The following is an 11,721-nucleotide window of genomic DNA, read 5'->3' as shown; positions in this document are numbered from 1 at the left end:
CGAGGTGCCCTCAGGCGATCGGCTTCAGCACATCCATGCCGAGGAACGGGCGCAAGGCCTCGGGCACCACGACGGAGCCGTCCGGCTGCTGGTGGTTCTCGAGGATCGCAACGAGCCAGCGGGTCGTCCCCAAGGTGCCGTTCAGGGTCGCGACGGTGCGCGTGCCCGAGCCGTTGGGGTCGCGCTCGCGCGTGTTGAGCCGACGCGCCTGGTAGGTGGTGCAGTTCGAGGTCGAGGTGAGCTCGCGGTACTTGCCCTGGGTGGGGACCCACGCCTCGCAGTCGAACTTGCGCGCCGCCGGGCTGCCGAGGTCCCCTGCCGCCGTGTCGATGATCCGGTAGGGCACCTCGATCTTGGCGAGCATCTCGCGCTCCCAGTCGAGCAGACGCCCGTGCTCCGCCTCGGCGTCCTCCGGCCGGCAGTAGCTGAACATCTCGACCTTGTGGAACTGGTGCACCCGGATGATGCCGCGGGTGTCCTTGCCGTGCGACCCGGCCTCGCGGCGGTAGCAGGCCGACCAGCCCGCATACCGCTTGGGCCCGGCCGACAGGTCGATGATCTCGTCGGCGTGGAACCCGGCGAGCGCCACCTCCGAGGTGCCGGTGAGATAGAGGTCGTCGGCCTCGAGGCGGTAGACCTCGTCGGCGTGAGCGTCGATGAACCCTGCCCCGAGCATGATCTCGGGGCGCGCCATGGTCGGGGTGATCATTGCCGTGAAACCCGCTGCCGTGGCCTGCGCCATGGCCATGTTGAGCAGGGCCAGCTCGAGGAGCGCCCCGACGCCGGTGAGGTAGTAGAAGCGAGCACCGCCGACCTTGGCACCGCGCTCCATGTCGATGGCGCCCAGTCGCTCGCCGAGCGCCAGGTGGTCGAGCGGCTCGAACCCCTCGCTCGCGAAGTCCCGCGGCGTGCCGATGGTCTCGACGACGACATAGTCGTCCTCACCGCCCGTCGGCACCCCGTCGATGATGACGTTGCCGACCTTGCGGAGCAGTCGCTCCAGCTCGGCGCCTGCCTCGTCGGCGTTCGACTCGAGGGCCTTGACCTGGTCGCTGAGATGGGCCGCCTTCGCACGCGCCGCGTGCGCCACGGACTCGAGGTGCGCCGCGTCAGGGGCTCCCGCCTTCTTGGCGCGCTGGAACGCGCCCATCGCCGCGCCGACGTCCTTGCTGACCGCCTTCTGCTCCGCTCGCAGCGTCTCGAACTCGCCGAGGGACGAACGCCGACGCTCGTCGGCGGCGAGGATCGCGTCGACGATCCCAGGGTCCTCTCCACGGGCCAGTTGCGAGGCACGCACCCGGTCGGGCTCGTCGCGCAGGAGCTTGATGTCGATCACGGAGCCAGCCTATCGGCGCCCGAGCGGGCAGCGTGGCGAGCCCAGCGGCATACGGCATCCCCGAGGGGAGGGTGAGGTCGGCCCTGGGAGCGGGTAGATGCCGACGGTGAAGGATGACGCTCCTCCGGCCGCGAGCCCCGAACGGGAACCGGGACTCGACCTCGCGACGGCGTCACTCGCGGCCCTTCGAGCGACCCTGCGCCTCATCGAGGACCGGATCACCGAGGAGCTCACGACGGGCGGCTACCGCCCCGGCCCCGGGCACACGGCTCGCATCGGTCGACTGCGGCGCCGGGAGCAGGACCTGCGCGCCGAGATCGCCCACCGGCGGTCCGAGCGCCCGCAGGTGGGGCGCCCACCGGCGGAGCGCCCCGAGTAGACCCGCACCACGGACGGCTAGATGCGACTGCGTCGCATGTGACTCTAGACTGGACCCATGCACGTTCCCGACGGCTTTCTCGACGTCCCGACCTCGGTCGCGACGGCCGTCGCCGCCGCCGCCGGCGTGGCGGCAGCCCTCCGCGGCGCGCGACGTGAGCTCGACGAGCGCACGACGCCGATCGCGGGGCTCGTGGCGGTGTTCGTGTTCGCAGGGCAGATGATCACCTTCCCGGTCGGCGCGGGGACCTCCGGTCACCTCCTCGGCGGGACCCTCGCCGCCGTCCTCGCGGGCCCGTGGCTCGCCACCCTCGCCTTGGCCGTCGTCCTCGTCGTCCAGGCGTTTCTCTTCGCGGACGGCGGGATCACCGCGCTCGGCACCAACGTCGTCCTCATGGGGCTCGTCGCCGTCTGGGCCGGCTGGATCACGTTCCGCGCGGCCCGATCCATCCTGCGCCGGTCCTCTCGCGCGGTGACCGTCGCGGCGGCTGTCGGGGCCTTCGTCAGCGTGCCGGCGACCGCTGCGGCGTTCGTCGCACTCTTCGCCGTCGGCGGACAGGCCCAGATCCCCATCGGCACCGTCCTGACCGCCATGCTCTCGTGGCACGCCGTCATCGGCGTCGGCGAGGCCCTCATCACCGCCCTCGTCGTCGGGTCGGTCGTCGCCGTCCGCCCCGACCTGGTCGCCGGCGCCCGAGGCGTCCTCGCAGGCCGGACGCTCGAGCTCCGCGAGGGAGTCTCAGCCGGGGAGGGGGCCACGACGTGAGCCTGCGCCGCTTCGCCGTCATCGCCCTCGCCGTCACCCTCCTCACCGCCGGCGTGCTGTCGTGGTTCGCCTCCAGCAACCCCGACGGTCTCGAGCGCGTCGCCCAGACGCTGGGGTTCGCCCAGACCGCCCAGGAGCACGCCGCCTCCGACAGTCCGCTCGCCGACTACCGGGCGGAGGGTGTCGAGGACGCGCGCCTCTCGGGCGGGCTCGCCGGGGTCATCGGAGTCGTCGTCACCGGGCTGCTCATGGGTGGGCTCCTCCTCGTGCTCCGTCGTCGCGGCGACCCGGGTCCCCCCGACGGCCGGCCAACCTCCCCGGACCGGTCCTGACTCCGATGGGAGCACCCCACGGGCACGCCCTCCACTTCCACGGCCACTCGCCGGTGCATCGGCTCCCGGCCCACGTGAAGATCGTCGTCCTCGTCGGCTACGTCCTCGCTGTCGTGGCCACTCCCCGAGGCGTCTTCTGGCCGTATGCCGCTCACCTCCTCGCGCTCGCCGGTGCCGTCGCCGTGTCGCGAGTCCCGTTGGCGCACCTGGCCAAGCGGCTCGTCATCGAGGTGCCCTTCGTGGTCTTCGCCCTCGTCCTGCCCTTCGTCGCCACTGGGCCGCGGACCGCAGTCGGGCCGGTCGAGATCTCACAGCCGGGCCTCGAGGCGGCTGCTGCCCTCTTGGCGAAGGGAACCCTCGGCGTCCTCGCCTCGCTGCTCCTGGCGGCGACCACGGAGCCCCGGGACATCGTCGCCGGCTTCGAGAAGCTGCGCCTGCCGCAGTCCCTCGTCCAGATCATGAGCTTCATGCTCCGCTACACCGAGGTCGTCGCCGCAGACCTCGGGCGGATGCGGGTCGCACGGGAGTCGAGGGGCTTCCGCGCCCGGTCGGTCCGCCAGTGGCCCGCGCTCGGGGCCACCCTGGGCGCCCTCTTCATCCGGTCCTATGAGCGGGGGGAACGCGTGCACCTGGCGATGCTGTCGCGCGGCTACACCGGGCGACTGCCGACGCTCCGGCCGCTCACGGCCACCGGCTCGCAGTGGGCGGCCAGCGGCCTGCTGCCCATCGCGTGCGGCCTCGTCAGCGCGGCGGCGGTGCTGGCCGGATGAGCGGCGCCCCCGTCCTCGACGTTCGCGGGCTCGCCTACGCCTACCCCGACGGGCACCAGGCTCTCTTCGGCGTCGACCTCCAGGTGGGCAGGGGCGAGCGAGTGTCGCTCCTCGGGCCCAACGGTGCCGGGAAGACCACTCTGGTGCTGCACCTCAACGGCATTCTCACCGCCGGTGCTGGTGCCGTCACGGTCTCGGGCCTCCCGGTGACGAAGGCCAATCTCCGGGAGATCCGCCGCCGTGTGGGCATCGTCTTCCAGGATCCGGACGACCAGCTCTTCATGCCGACGGTCCGCGACGACGTGGCGTTCGGGCCGGCCAACCTCGGACTGCGTGGGGACGAGCTCGACAGCCGCGTCCACCGGGCCCTCGACCAGGTGGGCATGGTCGAGTTCGTCGACCGCCCGCCGCACCACCTGTCCTTCGGCCAGCGGCGCCGGGTGGCCGTCGCCACCGTGCTCGCGATGGAGCCGGAGATCCTCGTCCTCGACGAGCCGTCCTCGAACCTCGACCCGGCGTCACGCCGCGAGCTGGCCGAGATCCTCCGGTCCCTCGACGTCACCGTTCTCATGGTGACGCACGACCTGCCCTACGCCCTCGAGCTGTGCGAGCGCGCCGTGGTCCTGTCCGGCGGGGTCATCGCCGCGGACGGGCCCACCCGGGATCTGCTCGCAGACGCGGATCTCATGGCCAGGCACCGGCTCGAGCTGCCCTACGGCTTCACCGTCCCGACTCCGTGACCCCCCATGCACCGGCAACACACCCGCTTACCGCGTGACCATGCCGTCTGCAGATGACAGGTGCACTCGGTAAGCGGGTGTGTTGCGGGAGGGGCGGAGGTGTGGTGCGAGGACCGGCTACTTCACTTCGGCGCGGTGGAGCATCCAGATCCCGAGCGCGACCGGGAGGGCGACCCAGACCCCGACCGAGGTCGCGAGCTGCGCCCACTGCTCCCCGGTCATCGACTCGACGAGGAAGAGCGGGTTCATGGTGCGGTTCATGTCCAACCAGCTCGCGGCCCCGTCGAGCCAGCTGACCAGGTCGCCGAGGATGCCCCAGGCGATCGGGAGCACGAAGTAGAGCACGATGGCGGCCGGGGTGTTGCGCAGCAGCATTCCGAAGCCGACGCCCTGAGCGATCCCCAGAAGAACGTACAAGGAGGCACCGAGCAGGGCCTTGTTGTCGAGCGACCAGTCGCCGCTGTAGCCCCGCAGGGTGATCGCCCCCTGGTGCATCACGGCGGCGAGGGCCAAGGACAAGGCGATCGCGGCGACCCCGGCCAGCATCGCGCCGAGGAACTTCGCCCACGTGACCCGGGCCCGGCGCGGCTCCAGCGTGTAGGTGACCAGGCCCGTCCGCTGCGACCACTCCGAGGTCACGGCCAGGATGCCCACCACGGGCAGGATGACGGCCATCGGCATCGTCGTCGCCTGCAGGTAGGCGGCGAACGGGTGGTGGCCCGACTCGTTGAAGAACATGATGGTCAGGGCGAGGGCGATGACGGCGCCGATCCCGATGAGCAGCCAGCGGCCGGCGCGCGTGTCGACCATCTTGCGGAGCTCGACGAGCAGGAGTCGGGAGAAGGGGATTGCCGCGGTGGGTCGCTCACCCGGGATCCGCTCGGGGATCCGCGCGGTGGCGGGCAGCGGGGACTCTGCGGTCGGCGAGGCCACAGGTTCCGTCACGGTGGTGCTCATGCCGCCACCTCCTCGCGGGCCGTCGCCGCCGTGAGCTCGAGGAACATCTCCTCGAGGCCGCGGCTGTCGCCGGACCGGAGCTCGACGAGGACGACTCCGGATGCGGCGGCGACCTGGCCGACCGTCATGGGCTCGGCGTCGACGTGCAGCCCGCCCGTGGCGGCGGGTGAGACCGAGATGTCCTCGAGAGCGAGGGCCGCCGCAAGGCCGGCGTCGTCGGTGGACCGGACGTAGGTGCCGGCGCCGGACAGCAGCGCGTCCTTCGTGCCCTGGGCGACGATCCGACCGTGCCCGATGACGATGATCTCGTCGGCGACGCGCTCGATCTCGTTGAGCAGGTGCGAGCTGAGCAGCACCGTGCCGCCCTGGTTGGCGTAGCCGCGGAGCAGGTCCCGCATCCACCGGATCCCGGCCGGGTCGAGCCCGTTGGCAGGCTCGTCGAGGATGAGGACCTCCGGGTCGCCGAGGAGGGCGTTGGCGATGCCCAGCCGCTGGCGCATGCCGAGGGAGTAGTTCCGGACCCGGCGGGCAGCCTCCTTGTCGGTGAGCCCGACGAGGTCGAGCATCTCGTCGACCCGCCGGCGGTCGACGCCCATCATGATGGCGCTCAGGCTGAGGATCTCTCGACCGGTGCGCCCCGCGTGCTGGGCTGAGGCGTCGAGAAGGACGCCGACGTGGCGACCCGGGTTGGGCAGGTGCCCGTAGGCGCGGCCCAGCACCGTCGCGGTGCCGGACGTGGCCGGGGTGAGGCCGGCCATGATGCGCATGGCGGTGGACTTGCCCGCGCCGTTCGGGCCGAGGAAGCCGGTCACCTGCCCGGGCCTCACCTCGAACGAGATGTCGTCGACCGCCGTGAAGGGGCCGTATCGCTTGGTCAGTCGGTCTACGTGGATCATGGGACCACGGTGCCGGTCGGCCACCGCCCGGCACATCAGTCATGGACCTGATTCCGACCCCGGCATCGACACGCCCGACCCTGAGTCCAGTCAGGGTCCGAACCCCGGCTGGCTCCCACCGTAACGGACAGCGGGAGCCAGCTCAGCGGCATACGGGAAAGGTGGTGCCTCAGCGGTGCGGCAGGCGGACGTCCACCCAGACGAGGCGGTGGTCGCTCGAGGGGAACGGGAACGTCCCGGTGAGCCGGGACAGCGGGTCTGCCTGGACCGGCCAGAAGACGGCTGCGTCCAGGATTCGCAGCGCCCTGCTCGGCAGGACGTAGTCGGCCCGGAGGTTCCCGGGCGCCGGGTTGTCGTTGAAGTCGGCGGTGTCGTAGGCCGGGTTGCCGGTGTGCGAGAGGTTCGCCCCGCCCTGGAGCGCGCTCGCCTCGACGGCTCCCGCGCTGGAGGGCGTCACCGAGGTGTTGATCCGGGGATGGTTCAGCAGCGCCTCGATCGAGCCCTCGACGGAGTCGCCGTCGTTGGGGTCGGAGTTCTGGTCCCCGGCGATGACGAAGAGCTCGCCGGGTCGGAGCCCGCCGGTGGCGCCCGCGTCGTCGTAGACGTAGGCGGACCGGGCCGGCGAGCCGACGTAGTCCGCCCAGAAGCGGATCTCGTCGTTGTTCCGGCGGCCGTTGCGGTCCTCCGGCCCGTCGAACGTCGGCGGCGTCGGGTGGCTGACGAGGAAGTGCACGGTGTGCTTGCCGATGGAGATGGGCACGTCCCAGTGCGACTTGCTCGACAGGCGCAGGACCGCCTGCTCCTCGGGCGAGTAGAACTCGGTGGGCATGAGGTTGCCCGGCAGGTCCTTCCACAGGAAGTGCTGGAAGGTGCGGACCGCCCCCGCGTCGATGGGGTACTTCGAGTAGACGACCATGCCGTACTGGCCCGGGAAGAACCCGAAGCCGTAGGCGTCGTCCGGTCCGCCCACGACGCCATTGTCGTTGAGGTCGAAGCCACTCGGGATGCCGGTGTTGGACGGCGCGACGAAGTAGTAGGGGTAGTCGGCGGGGTCGGCGCCGTTCTGCGAGACCTCGAGGTAGTTGTCGCGGAAGAGCTCCGCCGCGACCCCGTCCTCGTAGAAGTCGAACTCGTTGATGAGCAGGACATCCGGGCTGGTCCGCTGGATGATCTCGGCGACCGCCCGGGCCTGGGCGTTGTCCGGGGTCGACAGGTCGGCGACGAGCTGACCGGCCGCGTTGCGGTTGAGCGAGGCGTTGAAGGTGGCGAAGCGGACATCCATGTCGGGCTTCCCGGGAGGGTCGGCGGCTTGAGCGGCTTGAGCGGCCAAGCCGATCGCCGCGATGGCGGCGGTCGCAGCGGCGACGCTCGCTACGACGAGACGGGTGAGTCGGTGGCGCGTGCGCATACGTTCCACGGTAGGTCCCCGCGGCGCACCGTGGCCGCTTGCGGCGTGACGTTCTCGTGAGTTCCCAACGGGTGCGCGGGCAGCACGGGTAGGGGAGGCTGGGCGCATGCCCGCGACCACCGTTGTCCTGTTCGGCGCCACCGGAGACCTGGCCAAGCGCAAGCTCCTGCCCGGGATGCTGCACCTGCACGAGTCGCAGCTGCTCGAGGGCCTGCGCATCGTGGCGACCAGTCTCGAGGACCTGACCCGCGACGAGTTCCTCGACCTCGTCGTCGACTCGGTGCGCACGCACTCGAGTCGGGACGTGACGGACGAGGACCTGCGCGAGTTCGCCGACCGGATCCACTGGGTCCCCGGCTCCGGGGGTCCGGCCGCGCTCCGGCAGGCCGTCCTCGACTCGGAGGAGATCCTCGGGTCGGGCGCGCGACGCCTCCACTACCTGTCCGTGCCACCGGCCGCAGCCTTGGCCGTGGTGCGCCAGATCGCGGCGGCCGGGCTCGTGGAGCGCAGCCGGATCATCATGGAGAAGCCGTTCGGCACCGACCTCGCGAGCGCCAGGAAGCTCAACGCCGAGCTCCACGAGGTGTTCGCCGAGGAGCAGATCTTCCGGATCGACCACTTCCTCGGCAAGGAGCCGGCGCAGAACATCCTCGCGTTCCGGTTCGCGAACGGGCTGTTCGAGCCGATCTGGCACCGCAACCACATCGACCACATCCAGATCGACGTGCCGGAGACCCTCGGGCTGGAGCAGCGCGCGGACTTCTACGAGGCGACCGGCGCCTACCGCGACATGGTCGTCACGCACCTGTTCCAGGTGCTCGCCTTCACCGCGATGGAGCCGCCGACCTCGCTCGAGCCCTCGGCGATCACCGAGGAGAAGAGCAAGGTCTTCCGGTCGATGCTCACGATCGACCCGCACGACGTCGTGCGGGGGCAGTACGTCGGCTACCGCGACGAGGAGGGCGTCGCCCCGGACTCCGAGACGGAGACGTTCGTCGCGCTGAAGTGCTTTGTGGACAACTGGCGCTGGGCGGGGGTCCCGTTCTTCCTCCGCACGGGCAAGCGGATGTCCGAGGGCGCCCGGATCATCTCGATCGCCTTCAAGGAGCCACCGCGGACGATGTTCCCGCCGAGCTCGGGCGTCGGCGACGACGGGCCCGACCACCTGACCTTCGACCTCGCGGACCGCGCGCGCATGTCGTTGTCGTTCTACGGCAAGCGGCCCGGCCCCGGGATGGCGCTCGACAAGCTGTCGATGCAGTTCTCGATGCAGGACACCGACTGGGCGGGTGCGGCGCTCGAGGCGTACGAGCGGCTCATCTACGACGCGGCCCGTGGGGACGCGACGCTCTTCACGCGGGCCGAGGGGATCGAGCGGCTGTGGGAGATCAGCCAGCCGCTCCTCGACAACCCGCCTCCGGTGCGCCCCTACCAACAGGGGACGTGGGGGCCGAACCAGATCCACCAGCTGGTCGCCCCGTTCGCGTGGCGGCTGCCCTTCGAGCGGCCCTGGCGCGACCCGAACCTCATGGGCGCCTGAGGCGCACCCCCATCCCGTATGCCGCTGGGCTCGCTCCCACACACCGGCGCGGCGGGAGGGCTACCGTCGTCAGATGGAGCGGTTCCACGATGCTGACCTGTCCGGTTCGGAGTTCGAGCACGTGCGGTTGGTCGGGGCCCAGCTGCGCCGTGTCGACCTGACCGGAGCCCGGTTCCAGACCGTCGACCTGACCGGCGCGGCCTTCCGGGACGTCGACTTCTCCGGCGCGCAGCTGCGGGGTGTGCTCGTCCGGGAGGCCGACGTCTCGGGTGAGATCCTCAGCCTGACGGTGAACGGCGTCGACGTCGTCCCCCTCGTCGAGGCCGAGCTAGACCGCCGGGACCCCGAGCGGCCGACGCTGCTGCGCCCGACCGACCCCGCGGGGTTCCGGGAGGCGTGGGCGATCAACGAACGGCGCTGGGCCGGGACGGTGGAGCGGGCTCGCCTGCTGCCGGCCGAGGCGCTCTACCAGTCGGTCGACGGCGAGTGGTCCTTCATCGAGACGCTCCGCCACCTGGCGTTCGCCACGGACTCGTGGGTCAGCCGCGCCATCCAGGGCGACCCGTCACCCTGGCACCCGCTCGAGCTGCCGTGGGACGAGATGCCGGACACCCCGGGCGTGCCCCGGGACCGTGCGGCCCGGCCGTCGCTCGACGAGGCGCTCGCGCTGCGACACGACGGGATGGCCCGGGTGGGTCGCCTCCTCGAGGGGCTCACCGACGAGTCGTTGGCGGCGCAGACGACACCGGTCGACGGCCCTGGCTGGCCGGAGCCGCGCAGCTACCCGGTGCGGGAGTGCCTGCTCACCGTCCTCAACGAGGAGTACCACCACCGGCTCTTCGCCGAGCGGGACCTCTCCGTCCTGGAGGCCGGTGACAGTGGCACGTAGTGCACACTCGACCTCGGTGCGCGCCCCCGTCGCAGGGCGGTGCCGTCGTCACTCCCCCGGGTAGCGCACCCCGACCTGTGCGCGGATCTCGTCCATCGTCGACATGACCCGGAGCGTCGCCGCGTGCGGCATGGCGGGACACTCGCGGGAGCCGGCGGACAGGCAGCGCGCGAACTCGGCTGCCTGGTAGCTGAACCCACGGAGCGGGCCGGGCAGGGTGCCGGGGCGTTCGGCGAGGACCTCCCCGGCCGGGCTGAGCAGCCGAACCGCGGTGGGCGCGTAGAACGGGCCGTCGAGCTCGAGCCGGGCCTCGGTGCCGATGATCTCCGCTGCGCACGGCGTCCGCGCCAGCATCGAGCAGGTCAGTACGGCGACCGCTCCTGAGACGTAGGCGAGGACGATGCCGACCGTCGCGTCGACGCCGCACTCCGTGAGGGAGCCGCGGGCCGCCACGGAGGCCGGCGGGCCGAGCAGGTGGTCGGCGAAGGACACCGGGTAGACCCCGAGGTCGAGGAGCGCCCCACCCGCCAGCTCGGGGCGGGCCAGCCGTTCCGGCCCGTTCGGGTGGAGCAGCTGTGAGTGGTCGGCGCGGAGGAGGACGAGGTCCCCGAGGACGCCTCCGTCGAGGACCTGTCGGACCACGTCGTAGTGCGGCAGGTAGCGCGCCCACATCGCCTCCGCCACGAGCAGCCCGCGGTCCGCGCCGGCGCGGATCACGGCGCGAGCCTCGGTGACGTTGCGGGTGAAGGCCTTCTCGACGAGGACCGGCTTGCCGGCTTCGAGCGCGAGCAGCGCGTGGTCGTGGTGCTCGGAGTGGGGCGAGGCGACATAGACGGCGTCGACCGCTTCGTCGGCGACGAGTGCCTCATAGGAGCCGAAGGCCCGGGGGATGTGGTGCCGGTCCGCGAAGTCGCGGGCTCGCTGCTCGCTCCGCGACCCCACCGCGACGACGGTGGACGCGGTGCCGGCCGTGACGGCGGCGGCGAACTCGTTGGCGATGCCTCCGGGGGCGAGGATCCCCCAGCGGATCGGCGGCGCCTCACGCGGGTCCGGGACGCGGGCCTCGGGAAGAGCGTGGGCGTTCCCGCCGACTGCGACGGGGCTCATCCCCGCACGTCCCAGAGGTGGTGGAGCACGTCGTGCACGAAGTAGCGACCGAGCGTATCAACGGTGAAGGGCGAGCCGTTGCTCCGCAGACCCGGCCAGGACCACTGCCCCGGCGTCGGTCGCGCGAAGGCCGCGGCGGCAGCGTCGAAGGCGGCGTCGAGCTCGCGCCGCAGAACCGTCGGGTCGGACCGCCAGTAGGACTTCTCCACGGCGGCGGCGTCCTGGTCCCAGTTGGCGAACTGCACCGTCGCACCGCCGGCGGCGAGGATCTGCTCGAGCCGGCCCCGCATCACATCGCAGACGTCGCGGACATGGGCGCTGTACTCGAGCGGGGACCACACGCCCTCCGCCGGGCGGAGTGCCACGTCGTCCCGCTCGAGCACCCGCGTGAAACGGCGCCTCGCGTCGAGCAGGATCTCGGAGACGCCGTCGGGGCGCACATCGGCGGGATCGAAGCCGCAGTCGAGGCAGGGCCGAGTCAGGACCCAGGTCCAGTCCGCCGTGTCGGGGGCCGCGGGACCCGGGTCGCTGGGCTGCACGCGCGCGTCGCTCATGCCCACAGCGTAGGACGCGGCAAGGGCGCTCCCTACGCTCCGGTAGAT

The 11,721-nt window shown here is 71.7% G+C and carries 13 protein-coding genes; 7 read left to right on the top strand and 6 right to left on the bottom strand.

Annotated features, from left to right (window positions below):
- Positions 1–10: 10 nt before the first annotated feature.
- Positions 11–1,336, bottom strand: a complete 1,326-nt coding sequence (serS, locus tag INTCA_RS00960; RefSeq protein ID WP_013491070.1) for a serine--tRNA ligase — start codon at positions 1,334–1,336, stop codon at positions 11–13.
- 97 nt (positions 1,337–1,433) lie between these two features.
- On the opposite strand from serS, the gene INTCA_RS00955 reads away from it, so the two are divergent.
- From INTCA_RS00955 to INTCA_RS00935, 5 genes are read left to right on the top strand one after another with little or no spacing between them, the layout of a single operon-like run.
- Positions 1,434–1,715 (top strand): hypothetical protein, encoded by a 282-nt coding sequence (locus INTCA_RS00955; RefSeq protein WP_013491069.1) that lies wholly within the window; start codon positions 1,434–1,436, stop codon positions 1,713–1,715.
- Positions 1,716–1,772: 57 nt separating this feature from the next.
- Positions 1,773–2,480: an energy-coupling factor ABC transporter permease gene (locus tag INTCA_RS00950; RefSeq protein WP_041307080.1), complete on the top strand. Its 708-nt coding sequence runs from the start codon at positions 1,773–1,775 to the stop codon at positions 2,478–2,480.
- On the top strand, positions 2,477–2,812 hold the full coding sequence (locus INTCA_RS19345; protein WP_052337940.1) for a PDGLE domain-containing protein: 336 nt from the start codon (positions 2,477–2,479) through the stop codon (positions 2,810–2,812). Before INTCA_RS00950 ends, INTCA_RS19345 begins: the two co-directional genes overlap by 4 nt.
- Positions 2,813–2,817: 5 nt before the next feature.
- On the top strand, positions 2,818–3,582 hold the full coding sequence (gene cbiQ / locus INTCA_RS00940) for a cobalt ECF transporter T component CbiQ (protein ID WP_013491068.1): 765 nt from the start codon (positions 2,818–2,820) through the stop codon (positions 3,580–3,582).
- Positions 3,579–4,322 (top strand): energy-coupling factor ABC transporter ATP-binding protein, encoded by a 744-nt coding sequence (locus INTCA_RS00935; RefSeq protein WP_013491067.1) that lies wholly within the window; start codon positions 3,579–3,581, stop codon positions 4,320–4,322. Before cbiQ ends, INTCA_RS00935 begins: the two co-directional genes overlap by 4 nt.
- 117 nt (positions 4,323–4,439) lie before the next feature.
- Here INTCA_RS00935 and INTCA_RS00930 read toward each other — a convergent pair whose 3' ends face one another.
- From INTCA_RS00930 to INTCA_RS00920, 3 genes are all read right to left on the bottom strand, one after another.
- Positions 4,440–5,279, bottom strand: coding sequence for an ABC-2 transporter permease (locus INTCA_RS00930; RefSeq protein ID WP_013491066.1), 840 nt, complete (start codon positions 5,277–5,279; stop codon positions 4,440–4,442).
- Positions 5,276–6,175, bottom strand: coding sequence for an ABC transporter ATP-binding protein (locus tag INTCA_RS00925; RefSeq protein ID WP_041308091.1), 900 nt, complete (start codon positions 6,173–6,175; stop codon positions 5,276–5,278). Before INTCA_RS00925 ends, INTCA_RS00930 begins: the two co-directional genes overlap by 4 nt.
- A 169-nt stretch (positions 6,176–6,344) precedes the next feature.
- Positions 6,345–7,583, bottom strand: coding sequence for an endonuclease/exonuclease/phosphatase family protein (locus INTCA_RS00920; protein WP_052337939.1), 1,239 nt, complete (start codon positions 7,581–7,583; stop codon positions 6,345–6,347).
- A 106-nt stretch (positions 7,584–7,689) separates the two neighbouring features.
- On the opposite strand from INTCA_RS00920, the gene zwf reads away from it, so the two are divergent.
- Together zwf and INTCA_RS00910 are read left to right on the top strand one after the other, a co-directional pair.
- Positions 7,690–9,123 carry a glucose-6-phosphate dehydrogenase gene (gene zwf / locus INTCA_RS00915; protein WP_013491063.1) on the top strand — a complete coding sequence of 478 codons (1,434 nt, stop codon included), beginning with the start codon at positions 7,690–7,692 and terminating at the stop codon, positions 9,121–9,123.
- Positions 9,124–9,196: 73 nt separating this feature from the next.
- On the top strand, positions 9,197–10,012 hold the full coding sequence (locus INTCA_RS00910) for a DinB family protein (protein WP_013491062.1): 816 nt from the start codon (positions 9,197–9,199) through the stop codon (positions 10,010–10,012).
- Between the two features lie 48 nt (positions 10,013–10,060).
- Here the strand turns inward: INTCA_RS00910 and INTCA_RS00905 are convergent, their stop codons facing one another.
- Positions 10,061–11,119 carry a Gfo/Idh/MocA family protein gene (locus INTCA_RS00905; protein ID WP_013491061.1) on the bottom strand — a complete coding sequence of 353 codons (1,059 nt, stop codon included), beginning with the start codon at positions 11,117–11,119 and terminating at the stop codon, positions 10,061–10,063.
- Positions 11,116–11,673: a DinB family protein gene (locus INTCA_RS00900; protein ID WP_013491060.1), complete on the bottom strand. Its 558-nt coding sequence runs from the start codon at positions 11,671–11,673 to the stop codon at positions 11,116–11,118. The genes INTCA_RS00905 and INTCA_RS00900 overlap by 4 nt, the downstream gene beginning before the upstream one ends.
- Between the last annotated feature and the right edge of the window lie 48 nt (positions 11,674–11,721).

Origin of the sequence: Intrasporangium calvum DSM 43043, assembly GCF_000184685.1 — a bacterium.
GTDB classification, from domain to species: domain Bacteria; phylum Actinomycetota; class Actinomycetes; order Actinomycetales; family Dermatophilaceae; genus Intrasporangium; species Intrasporangium calvum.
The sequence above is the reverse complement of the archived record's forward strand: the minus strand, read 5'-3'. Positions and strand labels throughout refer to the sequence as shown.

Bases quoted from the DNA above. Each gene is read 5' to 3' on its own strand.
- INTCA_RS00955 (WP_013491069.1), top strand. From the start codon at position 1,434: ATGCCGACGGTGAAGGATGACGCTCCTCCGGCCGCGAGCCCCGAACGG.
- INTCA_RS00950 (WP_041307080.1), top strand. From the start codon at position 1,773: ATGCACGTTCCCGACGGCTTTCTCGACGTCCCGACCTCGGTCGCGACG.
- cbiQ (WP_013491068.1), top strand. From the start codon at position 2,818: ATGGGAGCACCCCACGGGCACGCCCTCCACTTCCACGGCCACTCGCCG.
- INTCA_RS00935 (WP_013491067.1), top strand. From the start codon at position 3,579: ATGAGCGGCGCCCCCGTCCTCGACGTTCGCGGGCTCGCCTACGCCTAC.
- INTCA_RS00930 (WP_013491066.1), bottom strand. From the start codon at position 5,279: ATGAGCACCACCGTGACGGAACCTGTGGCCTCGCCGACCGCAGAGTCC.
- INTCA_RS00925 (WP_041308091.1), bottom strand. From the start codon at position 6,175: ATGATCCACGTAGACCGACTGACCAAGCGATACGGCCCCTTCACGGCG.
- INTCA_RS00920 (WP_052337939.1), bottom strand. From the start codon at position 7,583: ATGCGCACGCGCCACCGACTCACCCGTCTCGTCGTAGCGAGCGTCGCC.
- zwf (WP_013491063.1), top strand. From the start codon at position 7,690: ATGCCCGCGACCACCGTTGTCCTGTTCGGCGCCACCGGAGACCTGGCC.
- INTCA_RS00910 (WP_013491062.1), top strand. From the start codon at position 9,197: ATGGAGCGGTTCCACGATGCTGACCTGTCCGGTTCGGAGTTCGAGCAC.
- INTCA_RS00905 (WP_013491061.1), bottom strand. From the start codon at position 11,119: ATGAGCCCCGTCGCAGTCGGCGGGAACGCCCACGCTCTTCCCGAGGCC.
- INTCA_RS00900 (WP_013491060.1), bottom strand. From the start codon at position 11,673: ATGAGCGACGCGCGCGTGCAGCCCAGCGACCCGGGTCCCGCGGCCCCC.